Source organism: Pseudomonas sp. TE3786 (assembly GCF_054057335.1).
This window is the reverse complement of the sequence record NZ_JBSRZF010000008.1, coordinates 163,158-179,731: the sequence shown is the minus strand read 5'-3', so window position 1 is coordinate 179,731 and position 16,574 is coordinate 163,158. Positions and strand designations below refer to the sequence as shown.

Here is a 16,574-nt window from a genome sequence, read left to right as displayed (position 1 = left end):
GGAGAAACAGGGGCGGATTACGCATGGCGGTTCTCTTTTATTGTTGTTCTGGGTATCAACGAATAGCGGCCCGCAGCGGCGGCTTGACCGCCGGCTCGGAGCGCTCGTCGCGCAAGGTCACGGGAACAAAACGGCTGTGGCTGACCACTCGGGTTTGCGGCAACAGGAAGTAAGCCAGGGCTGGCAACAGCACCAAGGCACCCACCATGTTCCAGACGAACATAAAGGCCAGCAGCACGCCCATATCGGCCTGGAACTTGATCGGCGAAAACATCCAGGTGCCGACGCCGATGGCCAGGGTCACGCCGGTGAGCATCACCACCTTGCCGGTGAACAGCAGCGCCCGGTAATAGGCTTCGGACAGGCTCGCGCCCTGGCGCAACTGGGCCAGCACGATGCTCATTACATACAGCGCGTAGTCCACGCCAATGCCGACGCCGAGGGCGATTACCGGCAAGGTGGCGACCTTGACGCCAATGCCCAGCCAGACCATCAGCGCTTCGCAAAGAATCGAGGTAAGCACCAGGGGCAGCACGGCGCAGAGCACCGCACGCCAGGAGCGGAAGGTCACCAGGCACAGCAGAATCACCGCGCCGTATACCCACCAGAGCATCTCGTGGCTGGCCTGTTTGACCACGATATTGGTGGCGGCCTCGATCCCGGCGCTGCCGGCCGCCAAGAGGAATTGCGCCTGCTCGCTGTCGTTGTCCTTGGCAAAGGCCTGCACGCTGTCCACCACCCGGCCGAGGGTGTCGGCCTTGTGGTCGGTGAGGTAGGCATAGAGGGTCAGCAGGCTGCAGTCTTCGTTGTACAAACCACGCGGCGCGCCGGCGGTAACCATGTTCAAGGTGGCCTGGTTGTTGACCAGTTCGTACCACTTCGGATTGCCCTCGGAGAGACCGACCAGCACGCGGCGATTGAGCAGTGCCAGCGAGTTGGTCGAGTCCACGCCCGGCAGCCCGCGCAGTTGCCAGTCGAGGTTATCCACCCGTTGCAAGGTGTCGTAGCTGGAACAGGCACCGGCCGGGGTTTTCACCATCACCGCAAACACATCGCTGCTGGCCCCGTAGTGCTGAGTCAGGTAGGCGTTGTCGAGGTTGTAGCGCGAGTCGGCGCGCAGCTCGGGGGCACCGGCATCCAGGTCACCGATCTTCAGGTGCAGGCTGACCCAGTAGCCACCGGCGGCCAGGACAGCGGCCAACAGCACACAAACGGTCGCCCAGCGGCGTTGGGTAAACAGATCGAGAAAACGCCAGATCGCCTGTTTGCCCGCGCCGTCGATTTCCGCCTGCTCACTGCGCAGGCTGCGCACGGCAGCCGCCGGGGTAACACCGATATAGGAGAGCAGCACCGGCAGCAGAATCAGGTTGGTGAAGATCAGCACCGCCACGCCGATACTGGCGATCACTGCCAGATCCTGGATCACCTGGATCTTGATGATCATCAGCACGGCAAAGCCCACCGCGTCGCACAGCAAGGCGGTGAGGCCAGCGAGAAACAGGCGGCGGAAGGTAAAGCGAGCGGCCACCAGACGATGCATGCCGCGGCCGATGTCCTGCATGATGCCGTTCATTTTCTGCGCGCCGTGGCTCATGCCAATGGCAAACACCAGAAACGGCACCAACACCGAGTACGGGTCGAGCTGATAACCCAGCAACGGCAGCAAGCCCAGTTGCCAGACCACCGCCACCAGCGAACAGGCCATGACCAGCGCGGTGCTGCGCAGGCAGCGGGTGTACCAATACAGCACCACGGCGGTGATAACGATGGCCGCGGCGAAGAACAGCAGAATCTGCCGCAGGCCATCGATCAGATCACCCACTACCTTGGCAAAACCGGTGATGCGGATCTCGATGCCCTGCTGCTGGTATTTGCCCCGCAGGCTTTCCAGCTGCTGAGCCAGGGCGCTGTAATCGAGCGCCTTGCCGTCGGCATCCTTGGCCAGCAGGGGCAGGTAGATGATGCTCGACTGCTGGTCGAAGGCGACCAGTTGGCCGATCTCGTTGGAGCGTTCGATATTGCGTTGCAGCGCCTCCAGGCTGGCGGCAGAACCGTCGTAGCCGTCGGGAATCACCGGACCACCTTCCAGACCTTCTTCGGTCACCCCGACCCAGCGGGTGGAGGGAGTCCACAGCGATTTCATAAAGGCGCGGTCGACGCCCGGCAGCAGATACACCTCGTCGTTGAGCTGCTGCAGGGTTTGCAGATAGGCCGGGTCGTAGATGCTGCCCTGCTTGTTGATCACCGCAATGCGCACGGCATTGCCCAGACCGCTGAGCTCCTGGCGATGCTCCAGGTAGTTGGCAATAAAGGGATGATCGTTGGGGATCATCTTTTCAAAGCTGGCGTTGAGTTCCAGGCGCGTGGCTTGCCAGCCCAGCAGCGCGGTTACCAACAGGCAGATCAGCAACACCAGGCGCCTATGGTTGAACAGTGCGCGCTCCAGTAACGAGCCGGTGCTGCTGTCGAAGTCCGCCAGATTGCTATGAATAGGCGTCGTGCCGGATGAACTCGGTACGTGCATGGGGTTACTCCGCAATCGATGGGTGTGACGCCGCAGCGTCCGATGTCTGCCGTAGCGCGAGGCGTTGCGGCCCGCCGAAGCCCACGCCGACCAGCCCGCCATCGGCGGCCTTGGCTACCGCCAGCAATGGCGCGCCTGGCGGCAGGGCAAGCAGGCGCAAGGCCGCATCACTGAGGGTGCTTTGCAACAGGCCGCCGGCCTGATTGACCAGCAGCAATTGGCCGTCGATGACCACCGCGCTGTTGATCGAAATGGCGATAGGGTTGCTCAGGGCCTGGAAGCTCGCGCCCTGATCCACCGAGCGGAACAGCTTGCCGCGCAGGCCGCCGACGATCACGCCGCCATCGGGCTGCAGGGCCAGGCTGAAATAACTGCCCTCATAAGGGCTGGGCAGCGCGCTGAAGTGCGCCCCGCCATCTTGTGAACCGAGCAGCAAGCCTTGCTCGCCAGCCAGGTACAGCTGTTGGCCTTGCTGGGCCACGGCATATAGATGCAAGCCACGCGGATTGGGCAGGCGGTCCATCCATGAAGTCCAGGTTGCGCCGCCGTCGTGGGTCTGCAACGCCAACCCATAAGCGCCGACTACCAGGCCGTCGCGGGCGTTGGCAAAGCTCAGTGCCAGCAGGGGTTTGTCGGCACCATCGGCCACCAGGCGTTCGGCATTGGCCTGGCGTTGCGCATCACCAGCCGCCTGGGCTGCCGCCAGTTCCACAGCCGCCACGCGCTTGCCATCCAGTTGCAGCTGCCAGGTTTCCCCGCCATCGCTACTGCGCAGCACCACACCGGCATGCCCCACCGCCCAGCCCAGCTGGCTGTCGACAAACTGCACCGCGGTCAGGCTGCTGCTGACCGGCACACTGGCCTGACGCCAGCTGGCGCCGCTGTCGTCGGAGAGCAACACGATACCGCGCTCACCCACTGCCACCAGACGCTCACCCGCACGGGTAATCGCCAGCAGCACAGCATGTTGCGCCTGCGCGCCGAGCACTGCCGGCTGGCTCAGTACATCCAGTGGCGTTGTCGCACTGGCCGTCGCCGATGCCATGGCCAGCAACAACAACGTCAGTGCTTTGCGGTTTTTACTCATGACTACTGCCTCGTTGAAAACGGGCAGCGGCTATTACCCCGCCGCCCTGTCCAGCTGGAGCGTGGCGCTTAGCGAATGCCTTCGCCGGCCAGTGCATCCGGGGTGAAAACCGACTCGGCGTAGGGCGCAACGATGCGGTACTGCTCGTTCTTGCCGGCAAAGATGTCGCCGGTGAACCAGGCCCCGGAGAGCAGGTCGTAGAAACCGTTGGTAAGGGTCACTACGCCCGGCAGATCAGGGGTGACCACGGGCGTGGTCCAGAGCACTTTGGCCAGTTGGTTTTTGCTGTCGTAGCGCTCGCCCAGTACGGCGGCCCAGGTGTCTTCATCGAGGTAGTAGGTGCTTTTCGGCATCACATGACGCTTGCCGCTTTTCAGCGTGGCTTCCACTACCCACACGCGGTGCAGTTCCCAGCGCACCACATCGGGGTTGAGGTGGTGGTCGGCGAGTACGTCTTCCGGACCTTTGGCGGTTAACACGCGGTTGGAGTTGTAGGGGATATACAGCTCCTTCTTGCCCACCAGCTTCCAGTCGAAACGGTCGATACGGCCGTTGAACACATAGAGTTCGTCAAAACTCATCACCCCGGCGGTGGCCGGTGTCGGCGTGTCGCAGCAGGCGTTGGGCAGCCGGCGCACACGGCGCTGACCTGGCAGATAGGTCCAGGCACCGGCCTTGTCGGCATCCAGGTTTTCGCGGCCGAGAATGGCCTCGCCGGCACGCAGCGGTGGGCCGTCGTTGATCAGGCGAATGGTCCAGAACACGCCATCATCTTTAGCGCCGCCGCTCTGATACCAAGGCATTTGCAGATCAGCGCGGGAGTCGTTGGTCAGTACGTGTTTGCCATCGGCAGTGGTCAGGTACTGGGTAAAGCTCGCGTGCCAGGATGCCCCGCGCCAACGCAGTAAGTGGTTCCAGATCGCCTCGGCACCGTTCTGCGGCAGCGGGAATGGAATACCGCCCTGGGCGTTCTGCGGGGCCGGTCCGGATGCGCCATCCACCAGTTTCGCGCTGGCGGCGTTGGCCGCAGTGGCGTCATATACCGCTTGCGGTGCAGCGGCGGTACGGTGGGTCGGATAGACATCCAGGCGGTAGCTGTCCGGGTACTTTTTCAGCATCGCCAAGGTGCCGGCGCTGAGCTTGTCGGCATATTGCGCGGCGTTTTGCGCGTTGATGCTGAACAGCGGTTTTTCGCTGGCAAACGGGTCGCTGCGTTTGCCGCCGTCCTTGTAGTTCGGGTCGACCTTGGTCAAGCCGCCGTCCCAGGCCGGAATGCTGCCGTCGGCGTTGCCGGCGCGCTCGGCACCCAGCGGGGTCAGGGTGGTTTTCAGGCTGCCGGCGTCCGCCGCCATCGCGCCCTGGGCGAACAGCAAGGAAGCGGCCAGGGCGGTCAGCAAGGCAGTGAAGTGGTTACGAGTCTGCATCAGTAGCTCCTCAGAACGTGCGGCTAACGCTGACGGCGACAAAGTCGCGGTCTTTCAGCGATTGTTCGAACGTGTAGTTGTTATTGGCATCGAGGAAGGTGTCTTCCGGACCGTAGAAGTGCGTGTAGGTCAGGCCCAGGGTCCAGGCGTTGAGGTAGTTGCCCTTGATGCCGATGTTGATATCGCCACCGCGGTCCGAACCAAAACCAGTGCCCAGGGATTCCGATTTGCCATGGGTAAAGCTGAAGCCCATCGGCACGCTGATATCCATGCCGGCAAAGGCTTGGCGATACATGGGTTCGTACACGGCACGCAGGCTCCAGGCGTCGCGGTCGGCGTTGGGGTCTACGGCGTCGGGGTTGCGGGTCACGCTGAGGGTGCGGTTCCAGGCGATCTCACCGAGGAAGGTGGCCTCTGCGGCGACAAACGACGGCTCCAGGCTGGCCAGCCACGACAGGTTGGCGTGCAGGGTGCGGCCGGTGGCGTAGATCGCGTCATCGGCGTTATTGCTGATTTCCTCGTCTACCCCCAGCGCGTGCTGGTTGGTGGATGCCAAGGGTTGGTGCCAACGGGTGGAGAGCTCACCGGCAATGTTGAATTGCTCGACCGTGGTGGAGAAGCTGGCACCCACCGACTCGATGCCTTCGGGGTACACCCAGTAGTACTCGCCGGCCTTGCCGGAGATGGGATCAAGGGCGGCAAAGTTGGGCCGCACGTTCAACTGCGGCGACTTGTCGTGGAAGCGGATGGCATAGAAGCCCCAGTCCACGGTTTCGGTACGCCAGCGCAGCTGCATACCGCCCTGCCCCGAGTCTTTCGCGTCTTCGTCTTTGCCGTGGTAGAAGGCCAGCGGTTGCGCGCCGGGGAACAACGGCGCGCCGATAAACATGCGCTCGTTGCCATCGCCAAAGAAATCATCGGTGGAGAAGTAGCTGCCCGCCGCTGGCAAGCGGTTGGCTTCCCATTCGAACTGGTAGTAGGCACCGACGGTCACGTCCGGGGTCAGTTGCAACTGGCCGGACACCTGCTCCACCGGGCGGATCAGTTCCTTGAACTGGGTATTGGGCACCGACAGGCCCTTGACCACATCGATCGGTGCCATGCCGCCGGCAATGCCGTTCATGCCGTAGAACAGGCTTTCACCCCACTGCATGGCGTACTGGCCGATACGCCCGGACACTGGCATATCACCAAGCTCGGTACGACCAAACAGGAAGGCGTCGAGCAGTTCGCCTTTGCGCCCGTGCAGCTTGCGGGTGTCATCGGTGAAGTGGTCAGGGTCTACCGAGTAGCTGTTCACGCTGCCATCGGCATCGTTGTCGTTGGGCTTGTTGTAGACATCGTCGTACCAGGCCGCACCGCTGACGCGAGCACCGACGTTTTTGTAGGTGATGTCCATTTCCGAAAGCAGGTCGAGGCGATTGGAGATCAACCCTTTGTCGAGGTTGTTGTCGCCGTCGTTGAGGTTTTGCGCCTCGCTGAGCTTGTCGGACTGACCCTCGGTACGCCACGCGGCGCTGTACTTCAGGGTGTTGTCCCAGCGGGTACGCAGGTCCGGATTGCCGGTATCGAACTCAAATGCCTGAGCTTGTGTCGAGAGCACGCCAACCAGCAGCCCGGCCAAACTGAGGGCAAAGGGAGGGCGTCCGCCGCGCAAGGCAGCAGTGTAAAAACGAGCCATGGAGAAACCTCGCTATTGTTCTTCTTTTAGTTTCGCCGGCACCTTCAGGCGCCAGTCGCACGCAGGTCTTACGGTTACCACTTGGGACTTACATCGGGCTCACCGGGCGCGCCTGAAAACACACGCCCCGGTGCGGATCTGCTGGTTCAGATAGGTTCGGCGGTGCGGGCCAGCATCTGCTTGACCAAGCCGATGCGGTCGAACTCGCGGTCGTGTTGCATTTCTTTGTCGCCGGCCAGCACCGAGCTTTCGCTGATATAGCGGCAACGCTCGAAACGTCGCGCCATAAAGCGCTGCAGCTGCTGCGCCAGGTCGCCGCCGGCAGTGAGCTCTTCGCTTAGTACCACGGCGTCTTCGATGGCCATGCCGGCACCCTGCCCCAGGTGCGGGGTGGTGGCGTGGGCCGCGTCACCAATCAGCAGCACGCGGCCGCGGTACCAGGGCTCGCTGACAAACACCACTTCCATCGGCTTGTAGACCACCTGGCTGCTATCGGTGATCTGCTCACGCAGCTCGCCGATCAGCCCGGTAAAACCCTGCAGGCGCTCGCGCATCTGCTCGGCCAGGGTGGCGGTGTCCATCCAGGGGTTGTTGGGTTCGTGGGAGGTGAGAAACAGGTACATCAGATCGCCTGCCAGGGGCACCAGGCCGGCATTGCCGTCGGCGCTCTGGAAGTTGGCCAGATGATCGATCTGCGCGGCGCGGGGAAAGTTGTAACGCCACACCGACTGGCCGGTGAAGCGTGGCGAGTATTTATCGCCGAACAGCAGGCTGCGCACTTTCGAGTACAGGCCATCGGCACCGACCACCAGGTCGTAGTCGCCGCTACTGCCATCGGTGAACTGCACGCTGACGCTTTCGGCCTGATCGCTGAGGGTTTCCACGCTCAGGCCCAGTCGCACATTGGCCCCCAGTTCCAGCGCGGTTTCGCTCAACACTTTGTGCAGCGCCAGGCGCGAGATACCGACGTTGGCCGGGTATTCCGGGCCGGCCAGGCGTTGCCCGGGAATACGGGCCAGCAGTTGGCCGCCGGGGCCGTAGATGGCCACATCTTCAAAGGCGTAGGCGGCATCGAGGTAGCCGTCGAGTACGCCCAGTTTGGCCATCTCGCGAACCACATTGCTTTGCTGGATGATGCCGACGCCGTAGACGGTCCACTCGGCTTTGAGCTCGATCAGATCAACCGCGATACCTTTGCGCCGCAGGGCGATGGCAGCACACAGACCACCGATACCACCGCCGACGATCAGAACCTTCTTCACGGGTGAAGAGTTGACTGCATTCATGGCATGTCTCACTTGTTATTTTTGTTCATCGAAGGGCGCACGCACCGCTTCGTTGGGAGCCACTTTCCGGGCAAACCAGGAAGATGACTAATCGCTTATAGGGATGGGATGTATCACCACTCGCGATACCTCGTTTCCCAGACGCTGCATTGCTTCCAGCACCAACCAACCGCCCTCTTCGCGCCACGGCAAGGCCTGCAGATGCTCGCCGAGACAGGGGCCGTAAACGCATTCGCCGGTGTCTGGAAGAAACTGCGCGCCATGGGCGTAACACATGATCAGCTGGCCATCGGCACTGATAAATCGATCCTTGCGGTACTCCAGGCGCACATCCAGATGGGGGCAGCTGTTGCGATACACCCGCACCTGAGCGCCATGACGCAGGGCAAAAACGCTGTCCCTGCCGCGCTGCAACGGGTCGAAACCCAGCGCCTGGCCGTCGGCCAATTCCGCACTGCGGCACAGGGCAAACTCACCCGGCCGCAAACCGTCCGGCAGCATTACGCCGCCGGCTTCGGTGGCGGACCGCCCGGTGCCCATTTCTCTTTCGAGGTGAACAGAAACAGCTGCGAGTTATCGGCGGTCAGTGGCGCGACGCGGGCCTCCCAGGCGTCATCGTGCTTGTCCATGTCAGCGTCGTATTCGATATGGCAGCCCAACGGGCTGTTGAAGTACCAGAACCAGTTGGAACCAAACAGGTGACGGCCCGGGCCCCAGAAACTGGTCCAGCCTTTTTGCTCGAAGCGGCGGCCGGCCAGCAGCACTTCGGTGCCGCTGCCCATATGGAAGGTGAAGTGCTCGCAGCCCTTCATATGCGGCGGGGTCTGGATCATAAACAGGCAGTGGTGATCGTCAGAGCCGGCCGGGCGCATAAAGGGGCCGGCACCGACGAAGGTGTCGGTGGTTTTAAAGCCCAGGCGATTGGCATAGAAGGCCTCGCCCTTGGCGGCGTCGGGAACGAAATACACCACATGGGAAAGCGTGCGCGGCACCGCTGCCATATCCAGGGTGATCCCCGGCTGGTTGAGGGGCCGTTGTGGTTCATGGCCAGGGGCATTGCTGAGATCGGCGGGGGCGGTGAACGGCTTGCGGACGGTGAGTTGAAAACCAATGGCAAAACCCAGGTCATCAACGCTGTGCAACACGCCCTGCTCGTCGCGGGTTACCACTCGGTCACGGCCTAGTTCGTCGGCAATGGCATCCAGATCGGCAACGCTGGCCACGCCATAGATGGTTTCGCGAATCGACGGCGCCGGGCCGATAGCGGCCGGCAGTTTTGGATCGTCGGCGCGGCGGATGATCACCGCCGTGCCGTCCAGGGCTTCGAAACGCCCCCCGTTGGCGTCTACGCCCACTGGGTGCAGGCCATAGTCACGCAGGCAATCGGTACAGGCTTGGATGTCATCGACACCAAAGATCAGGGCGTCAAGGCCAATGATATTCATGGCTACCACTCCATTGAAATTATGATCCGGCGGGTTACACAGAGGCCGGTGGTGGTGTCGGTCACGGCCGACTGCGGCGAACTGTGCCGTCGGCTGTGGCAGCTGACTAATCGCGTGTTCGGATGCGACCTATCGGCAAACGCGATACCTGTTGGCACAGCCGTACTGGCGGGGAAATGGAGAAAAACGTCGAGGGAGATTTCTGAGAAAGGGTTGACGCGCTGATACTTTGTCCGGAATGTATCGCGAAAATAAATACAACAAAGAGATTGGCCGCCATGCGTTTCAACCACCTGGACCTGAACCTCCTGGTGGCGCTGGATGTATTGCTCGAGGAGCAGAACATCACCCGCGCCGCTGAACGTCTGCACATGACCCAGTCCGCTACCAGCGGCGTACTCGGGCGCTTGCGCACCTATTTCGAAGACGAATTGCTGGTGCAAGTGGGCCGTCGCATGCAGCCCACGCCCTACGCCCTGGAGCTCACCGCGCCGGTACGCGAAGTGCTATTGACCATTCAGTCGTCGATCACCGCCAAGCCGGTGTTCGATCCCAGTACCAGCAAACGCCACTTCCGCCTGGTGACCTCGGATTACCTGATCAGCGTGCTGTTTGCCCAGGTGATCGAAAAAATCCACCGCGAAGCCCCGCATATCACCTTCGAAATGATCGGCCCCAGCGACAACTCCGGCGAATTGCTGGTGCGTGGCGAAGTCGATCTGATGATCGTGCCCGACCGCTACATTCTCGAAGGCCATCCATGGCAACTGCTATTCGAGGAAGACCACGTGTGCGTGGTGTGGAACGGCAACACCCAGGTGGGCGAACACCTGACCCTGGAGAAGTACATGGAGATGGGCCATGTGTCGGTGGGCTTTGGTCGCTCGCGGCATATGAGTATCGAGGAATGGTTTATCACCCAGTACGGCTTCAACCGCCGCCTGGAAGTGATCACCAACGACTTCAATACCCTGCCGCAACTGATTGTCGGCACTCAGCGGATCGCCACCATGCACCAACGTCTGGCCAGGCTGTACGCCGATCACCTGCCGCTGCGAATTTTGCCGCCGCCGGTAAAGATTCCGGTGATGCGCGAGGTGATGCTCTGGCACCGCAGTGTGGATGGCGACCCGATGCACCGCTGGTTACGCGAACGTATCAGTGCGTTTATTCATAGCGTGGATCAGCGCAAAGCTGCATAACCCTGCGCCTGCGGATTGCGCACGGCCAGGTTCGGCGCCGCCTTGTCACTTCAACTTGTTGTACGAGGCACCATCGATCCAGTCCTGCCGTGCCGGGGTGAAGAAGTCGACGTTAACCGTACCCTCCTCCAGGGCCCGGAACTGATGCGGCACATTCGGCGGAAAAATGATCACTTGCCCGGCGCTGACCACATAACGTTTGCCCTGGGAAATCACTTCCACCGAGCCTTTGATGATCCAGGTGAATTGCTCGTGGGGCTGATGGTGCAGCGGCACCACGGCGTCCTTGGCAAACACCCAGCGGGTCAGGCTGCCCTGAGCGCCGTGAATCAATTGCCGGGTGACGCCGGGCAAGGTCTTCTCGACGGGTGCTTTGTCAAAGTCGTAAAGGTCCGGCAGCGTCGTACGGTACGGCGAGATCAGCGGCAACTTGCCGCTATCCGGCGCGTCGCTGATGTTTGGATTGTTCTCGGCGGACAGGGCGTGACCCGCTGTCAAAGTGGAAAGTAATAGCGAGGCAATGGTTTTTTTCATGCTGTGATTACTCCAAAAGAACTATTGATTTGTGAAATCAAGGCAAAACAAAGACGCCCTGGCCACTTAGCCAAAAGTCAGAGTTGTTGGTGGTACCGGGTGCAGCTATACGATGGGGGTTTTGCCGAACATGCGTCGCAACACCTGGCTATTGCCTTGTCGGTGATGCACAACCACTGCGCCGATATGCCCGACGATAAGTACCAGTAACGTCCAGCCCAATAAACCGTGAAAATTACTGCCCAAGTCGATCATCCATTGCAGCTTTGCAGCGCGCTCCTCAAATACCGACAAACCAAAAGCGGAAAACGCGCGACCGGAACCGTATTGGCGTATCAAGCCGATAAAGGGAATAACAAACATAAAACCATAAAGTGCCAGATGCCCGACCTGTGCAGCGCGACTCACGCTTTTCGGGCGGTAGTGCAGGCGCAACAAACTCCAGCAAATACGCACAAGCAGCAGAACAAACAACAATAAACCCAACACCTTATGGGTGGGCCACAGCAGCTTGTCCAAGGCTGAGTCGAGGGCTAAATAACGCGCAGCAGCGGAGCAGTAAATACATACAAAGAGCAGCGCCATCGACCCATGCAATGCGCGACTGACGGCGTCATAGCGAACTTCAGTTTTGCTTATTTCATGCATCATAATTCGCATCCTTTAAATTCATTCAATTGATTTAGTGCGCCAGACTGACTTTGTATACCCGGAAGGGATATACCGTGCGGTCTTGTCCTTTGTTCCATTGCGGGCTTCTTTGATATTGCGCAGCGGTTAGATAAAGAAAGCCGTCGCTGCCGATGCCAAAGGAGTCCGGCCATAGCAGGCGTGAATCCTGAACCAGTGTGTGTACCCCGCCGTCGGCTAGCCGATATTTGATGCTGTAATCCAGAGATGACGTCAGGTAGATGGTGTTCTTGGCATCGGCGATAAGCCCATGGCTGACGACGGTCTTGCCCTGATCTTCCACCTTGCGGTTCAGCGCTTGCTCATCAAGGCCTGGATCGGCCAGAAAGCGCGTTTCGATGCGGTACAGGTTGAGGGTGTTGATGGCTTTGAAATAGAGATAACGGTTGTCTTTAGTCAGGGCGATGCCGTTGACGTTGGAGCGAAACGGCTTGCCTTGCGCATCGCGCATGTCCTGGCCGTTATAGCTGAGCAGCACATTCGGATCAGCTCTGGTGGCCGGGCTGGTACTCAACAGTGTGCGAGCCACTCCGCTGTTCAAGTCCAACACTACAATCGCGCTTTGTCCTGGGTCAGACAGATAGGCCAGATTCTTCTCTACATCAATATTGACGTCATTCAAGCTGGAACGCGCTTTATCCAACCCTTCAAAGGCGTACTGTTTTTCCACCTTGTTGGTTGCCAGGTTTATTTTCACCAAGTTGAAATAACCCTGCGGCATTTTCTCGGTCATCAGCCCCATGGCCGGTTTGGAGTCGAGCACCCAAAGGTTATCGTGAGCATCGACAAAGGCGGCTTGCGGGCTGACAAAACGTTTATGTTCAACACCTGATTGGGCGTTCCAGTTCTGGTCTGGATAAGGCAACAACTTTCCATCAATGACTTCCGCCAAGGAAAACTCGTTATCGGCAGTTCTACCGGGAAACGTTATAAACAGGCGATTAGTGGAAGAAACACTTAAACCCACTGCTCGGCGATGGCCGAGGTCGGCAACAGGAATAAGTTTGTCACTGAAATATGTCGCGGGATCCGCACGCACTGATGCGCTATACCCCGTCGACATATAAATGCAAACAGCAAAATTTGCCAGTAGCCAGCCGAGGCGCTTGGGGCAGCCGATAAATAGTTTATTCAACATGGATTGCGCTCTGGCCGGTGATAACGGAGCCGAGATTAGTAACCCCGACACAGCGCGTAAACCACTTGGAGCCAGATACAATTTCTTCACAATATTGACAATGGATAACTCCGATAGCGTTATCGGAAAATAATTAAACACGATAAACCAGCAACCAATAAAACCAAGACGCGAGGTATCGCCGTAACTGATACCTCGCATCCCCACTCACGATTGGCCAACTACCTGCCCTGTCCTTAACGTGCCTTGAACCTGCGCGGGTCTGCCTGGCTCGCGCTCGTCTTCGCACCCACAAGGACAATAAAAATGTTCCGCTACTTCCCCACCAATTACGTCTGGAACCTCTCGGTCGATCTGGCCATTGAAATGGGCGCCCGCATGGGCGAGATCGAGGAAATGTGCGCGCCGTTGCAAGAAGCTGCCAAGCAGCCCGACGCCGCCGGCACCAAGGCTTTCCGTGAAACCTGGCAGAAAATGGCCGATAAACTCTGCGGCCTGGCCGAGGAAGATGAGCAGCAAGGCCGCCTGCTTTCGGCCGGCGAAAAGTACAATCGGGCCGCCACTTACTACCTCACCTGCGAACGCCTGCAGGCCCACGGTGCCGAGGGCCGCTCCGCGCTGTACCAAACCTTTTTGCATACCTTCGCCCGCGGCATCGAGCTTTCCAGAGAGAACTGCGAGCGGGTGGAGATCCCCTATGAAGGCGCGGTGATCTCCGGGTTGCTGGTACGCGCCGAAGGCGTCAGCGGCCCGCAACCGATTCTGGTGCAGGTCAATGGCCTGGACTCGACCAAGGAAATGAAATACCGCGTCGGTCTGCCGGCATGGCTGGCCAAGCGCGGCGTCGCCTCGTTGATCATCGACCAACCGGGCACCGGCGAAGCACTGCGCCTGCACAACCTCACCGCCCGTTATGACAGCGAGCACTGGGCCAGCCGCGTGGTCGACTGGCTGGAAACCCGCAGTGAATTCGACGCCAAACGGATTGGCCTGGAAGGTGTATCCCTGGGCGGTTACTACTGCCCACGCGCCGTGGCCTTCGAACCGCGCTTTGCCTGCGGCGTAGTCTGGGGCGCCAACCACGACTGGCGTGATGTACAGAAACGTCGGCTGGAAAAGGAAGGCAGCTTCCCGGTTCCGCACTACTGGGCGCATGTGCGTTGGGTATGGGGTGCCAAGGATCAGGACGACTTTATGGCGATTGCCGAAAACGTCCATCTGGATGGTGTGCTGGATCGCATCAAGGTGCCATTTCTGGTCACCCACGGCGAAAAGGATTCGCAGATTCCCTTGAAGTGGGCGCACCGCACCTACGAACAACTGGTCAACAGCCCCAAACGCGAGCTAAAGATTTTCACCGAGCGTGAAGGTGGTGTGCAGCACTCGAGCTTTGATAACAGCATCAATGCCGGGCAGTACATTGCTGACTGGATTGCCGAGACCCTGGGTGGGCGCACGGCCTGAAGGAAAAAAAAACGCCGGTATGTCCGGCGTTTTAACGATCAAGAGCTCGCGGCTGAAGCCGCTCCTACGGTTATGCAATCTCGGAGGAGCGGCTTTAGCCGCGATGATTTTTAGCTCGGCAACCGCGTGGCGTGGAACGAGCTGATCTGCCAGCCCTTGGCCCCTAACGCCCACACCTGGGTGGCAAACCCCTCGCCGCGAATCGGCTGATCACCCCCACGTTTTTGCAGGGTGTTGCATTGCGGCCCGGTCATTACCGCCAACCCGTCCCCATAAAAACGCACCTGCAGTTGGCCACGCTCGATGGCCAGGTACTGCACGGCGGTACGCGCGTAGTCGAGGTAATCGGCCTTGCCTTGCACCAGGCCGGTGGTGTGCACATACACCAGGTCATCGGCAAACAGCTCGGCCACCCGGGCGTGATCTTCTTCCACCAGGGCGCGGCGGCGTTCTTGTTCCAGCTCCAACAGCTGTTGTTCTGCGCTCATGGGTACGGCTCTCCTTGGGTTAAGAGCGCGCACCTTAGGCGCAGCATCGGCGTGGCAAAAAATCGTGCTTGGCGATGGCTTGCATCGCCACTTGCGATACCTCGGTGCCCTCTTCTTCTCTTCCGCCATTACCGCATGGCCATTGGGCTACAGCAGGTATTGAAGTCATCAATGGCTGGCCATCGATGCAATCTGTTGGTGCGGGCAAGCGGGGTTCGGCAGCCTGCCAGCACAACCATAACTACAGCGACCCAACCGTTATGAGCACCCTGCATCTGCACTGCCAAACCCTGTTCGATGGCACCGGCCTGAGCACTCGCCAGCAACAAACCCTGGTGGTGGAAAACGGCCTGTTGAGTTACGTCGGCCCGCGCAGCAATGCCCCTACTCCCCAGCCTGGTGCCCAGGTGGTCGATGCGGGCGACAACTTTGTGATGCCCGGTCTGGTGGACGTCCACACCCACCTCGCCTTTGGCAATGCGCAAAGCGAAGAAGATATCGATATCTGGACCAGCGACGAATTCCGCGCCTTGCGTGGCCTGTTCTTCGCCCAGCATGTATTGGCGGCGGGCGTGACCAGCATGGTCTGTCCCGGCGACAGCGGCCAACTGAGCATCGCGGTGCGCAACTCGATTGCCGCCGGCCTGTTCGATGGTCCGCGCATCGCGGCCAGCAGCCGGGTGATCACCAATCGGCAAAGCCTCAACGACTGGTTTCCCAGCCGCGTTGGTGCCCCGGAATATTTCACCGCGCGCCTGGTGACCAGCCGCAGCGAAGCGTTGGCTGAAGTGCGCAAGCAGGCCAAGGATGGCGTTGATCTGATCAAGATCGCCATGGACGGCACTCACCGTCGCCCGAATGGCGAAATCATCGCCGCCTTCACCGCCGACGAAACCAAGGAGATGGTCGATGAAGCCCATCGCCTGGGCTGCAAAGTGGCCACCCACGCCTATGGCCGCGAAGCGGTGATGTATGCGGCCAAGGCTGGCGTCGACCTGGTCTTCCACGCCTTTTATATGGACGACGCCTGTATCGAGGCACTGCTGGACGCCGGCAGCATTCTGGCTCCGACCATGACCTTCCCACAGAACACCGTGGACTTCTGCCAACCCCATGACCCGGCCATCAGCACCGGCTATGCCGGTTACTGCGCGCGCACCCTGGAAGTCGGCAGCCAGGTACTGAAACGCGCCAAGGCCGCCGGTATTCCCTTCGCCTGCGGCAGCGACAGCGGCTTTGCGGTAACCCCTTACGGCGAATGGCATGCACGCGAGCTGGAACTGCTGGTGACCCGCCTCGGTTTTACCCCGGCCGAAGCCTTGTTTGCCGCCACCAACGTCGGCGCACGCTGCATGCCCAGGGGCGAAACCCTCGGCACCCTGGAAGTGGGCAAGCAGGCGGACTTCCTGCTGCTCGATGGCTCGCCGCTGGAGGACATCCGCGTGCTGCAAGACCGCCGCAAACTCAAGGCGGTATACAAGGCCGGCCAGGCCGTGCGCATGGAACGCAGCCCCTATAACCCGAAGCAGGTATCGGACTTCAATTCGCTGAAGTGGACCGATCTCTACACCCGCGAGCGCGTCGCCGAACTGGGCAAATGGAGCGTATGAA

General features: G+C 60.3%; 14 protein-coding genes. 3 read left to right on the top strand and 11 right to left on the bottom strand.

What is annotated here, in order from left to right; genetic code table 11:
• Positions 1-55 precede the first annotated feature (55 nt).
• The 7 genes from ACVW0Y_RS11715 to ACVW0Y_RS11685 form a co-directional block, all read right to left on the bottom strand.
• Positions 56-2,524: an efflux RND transporter permease subunit gene (locus ACVW0Y_RS11715; RefSeq protein ID WP_457438449.1), complete on the bottom strand. Its 2,469-nt coding sequence runs from the start codon at positions 2,522-2,524 to the stop codon at positions 56-58.
• A 4-nt stretch (positions 2,525-2,528) separates the two neighbouring features.
• A complete protein-coding gene (locus ACVW0Y_RS11710; RefSeq protein WP_457438448.1) occupies positions 2,529-3,611 on the bottom strand; it encodes a WD40/YVTN/BNR-like repeat-containing protein in 1,083 nt (360 codons plus the stop codon).
• A 68-nt stretch (positions 3,612-3,679) separates the two neighbouring features.
• Positions 3,680-5,035: a DUF1329 domain-containing protein gene (locus tag ACVW0Y_RS11705; protein WP_457438445.1), complete on the bottom strand. Its 1,356-nt coding sequence runs from the start codon at positions 5,033-5,035 to the stop codon at positions 3,680-3,682.
• 10 nt (positions 5,036-5,045) lie between these two features.
• Positions 5,046-6,716 (bottom strand): DUF1302 domain-containing protein, encoded by a 1,671-nt coding sequence (locus ACVW0Y_RS11700; protein WP_457438444.1) that lies wholly within the window; start codon positions 6,714-6,716, stop codon positions 5,046-5,048.
• 146 nt (positions 6,717-6,862) lie between these two features.
• Positions 6,863-8,002, bottom strand: coding sequence for an FAD-dependent oxidoreductase (locus tag ACVW0Y_RS11695; protein ID WP_457438443.1), 1,140 nt, complete (start codon positions 8,000-8,002; stop codon positions 6,863-6,865).
• Positions 8,003-8,089: 87 nt separating this feature from the next.
• The gene (locus ACVW0Y_RS11690) at positions 8,090-8,503 is read right to left on the bottom strand and encodes a Rieske (2Fe-2S) protein (protein ID WP_457438486.1); all 414 of its coding nucleotides are present in this window, start codon (positions 8,501-8,503) and stop codon (positions 8,090-8,092) included.
• Positions 8,503-9,447 carry a VOC family protein gene (locus ACVW0Y_RS11685; RefSeq protein ID WP_457438441.1) on the bottom strand — a complete coding sequence of 315 codons (945 nt, stop codon included), beginning with the start codon at positions 9,445-9,447 and terminating at the stop codon, positions 8,503-8,505. Before ACVW0Y_RS11685 ends, ACVW0Y_RS11690 begins: the two co-directional genes overlap by 1 nt.
• Before the next feature lie 278 nt (positions 9,448-9,725).
• On the opposite strand from ACVW0Y_RS11685, the gene ACVW0Y_RS11680 reads away from it, so the two are divergent.
• Positions 9,726-10,649, top strand: coding sequence for a LysR family transcriptional regulator (locus ACVW0Y_RS11680; RefSeq protein WP_457438439.1), 924 nt, complete (start codon positions 9,726-9,728; stop codon positions 10,647-10,649).
• Positions 10,650-10,694: 45 nt separating this feature from the next.
• On the opposite strand, the gene ACVW0Y_RS11675 is transcribed toward ACVW0Y_RS11680, so the two are convergent.
• From ACVW0Y_RS11675 to ACVW0Y_RS11665, 3 genes are all read right to left on the bottom strand, one after another.
• Positions 10,695-11,183 (bottom strand): cupin domain-containing protein, encoded by a 489-nt coding sequence (locus ACVW0Y_RS11675; RefSeq protein WP_457438437.1) that lies wholly within the window; start codon positions 11,181-11,183, stop codon positions 10,695-10,697.
• Between the two features lie 105 nt (positions 11,184-11,288).
• Complete coding sequence (locus ACVW0Y_RS11670) at positions 11,289-11,834, bottom strand: cytochrome b (RefSeq protein ID WP_457438435.1); 546 nt, start codon at positions 11,832-11,834, stop codon at positions 11,289-11,291.
• 31 nt (positions 11,835-11,865) lie between these two features.
• Positions 11,866-13,212, bottom strand: a complete 1,347-nt coding sequence (locus tag ACVW0Y_RS11665; RefSeq protein ID WP_457438434.1) for an L-dopachrome tautomerase-related protein — start codon at positions 13,210-13,212, stop codon at positions 11,866-11,868.
• 105 nt (positions 13,213-13,317) lie between these two features.
• Between ACVW0Y_RS11665 and ACVW0Y_RS11660 the strand changes: the two genes are divergently transcribed.
• Positions 13,318-14,475: an alpha/beta hydrolase family protein gene (locus ACVW0Y_RS11660; protein ID WP_457438432.1), complete on the top strand. Its 1,158-nt coding sequence runs from the start codon at positions 13,318-13,320 to the stop codon at positions 14,473-14,475.
• 110 nt (positions 14,476-14,585) lie between these two features.
• On the opposite strand, the gene ACVW0Y_RS11655 is transcribed toward ACVW0Y_RS11660, so the two are convergent.
• Positions 14,586-14,963, bottom strand: coding sequence for a nuclear transport factor 2 family protein (locus ACVW0Y_RS11655; protein ID WP_457438430.1), 378 nt, complete (start codon positions 14,961-14,963; stop codon positions 14,586-14,588).
• Between the two features lie 260 nt (positions 14,964-15,223).
• Here ACVW0Y_RS11655 and ACVW0Y_RS11650 point away from each other — a divergent pair, with 260 nt between their 5' ends.
• Complete coding sequence (locus ACVW0Y_RS11650) at positions 15,224-16,573, top strand: amidohydrolase family protein (protein WP_457438428.1); 1,350 nt, start codon at positions 15,224-15,226, stop codon at positions 16,571-16,573.
• Position 16,574 lies beyond the last annotated feature (1 nt).

Coding starts and splice junctions, on each gene's coding strand:
- ACVW0Y_RS11650 (WP_457438428.1), top strand. CDS start 15,224: ATGAGCACCCTGCATCTGCACTGCCAAACCCTGTTCGATGGCACCGGC.
- ACVW0Y_RS11710 (WP_457438448.1), bottom strand. CDS start 3,611: ATGAGTAAAAACCGCAAAGCACTGACGTTGTTGTTGCTGGCCATGGCA.
- ACVW0Y_RS11690 (WP_457438486.1), bottom strand. CDS start 8,503: ATGCTGCCGGACGGTTTGCGGCCGGGTGAGTTTGCCCTGTGCCGCAGT.
- ACVW0Y_RS11680 (WP_457438439.1), top strand. CDS start 9,726: ATGCGTTTCAACCACCTGGACCTGAACCTCCTGGTGGCGCTGGATGTA.
- ACVW0Y_RS11705 (WP_457438445.1), bottom strand. CDS start 5,035: ATGCAGACTCGTAACCACTTCACTGCCTTGCTGACCGCCCTGGCCGCT.
- ACVW0Y_RS11700 (WP_457438444.1), bottom strand. CDS start 6,716: ATGGCTCGTTTTTACACTGCTGCCTTGCGCGGCGGACGCCCTCCCTTT.
- ACVW0Y_RS11695 (WP_457438443.1), bottom strand. CDS start 8,002: ATGAATGCAGTCAACTCTTCACCCGTGAAGAAGGTTCTGATCGTCGGC.
- ACVW0Y_RS11715 (WP_457438449.1), bottom strand. CDS start 2,524: ATGCACGTACCGAGTTCATCCGGCACGACGCCTATTCATAGCAATCTG.
- ACVW0Y_RS11665 (WP_457438434.1), bottom strand. CDS start 13,212: ATGCGAGGTATCAGTTACGGCGATACCTCGCGTCTTGGTTTTATTGGT.
- ACVW0Y_RS11670 (WP_457438435.1), bottom strand. CDS start 11,834: ATGATGCATGAAATAAGCAAAACTGAAGTTCGCTATGACGCCGTCAGT.
- ACVW0Y_RS11660 (WP_457438432.1), top strand. CDS start 13,318: ATGTTCCGCTACTTCCCCACCAATTACGTCTGGAACCTCTCGGTCGAT.
- ACVW0Y_RS11685 (WP_457438441.1), bottom strand. CDS start 9,447: ATGAATATCATTGGCCTTGACGCCCTGATCTTTGGTGTCGATGACATC.
- ACVW0Y_RS11675 (WP_457438437.1), bottom strand. CDS start 11,183: ATGAAAAAAACCATTGCCTCGCTATTACTTTCCACTTTGACAGCGGGT.
- ACVW0Y_RS11655 (WP_457438430.1), bottom strand. CDS start 14,963: ATGAGCGCAGAACAACAGCTGTTGGAGCTGGAACAAGAACGCCGCCGC.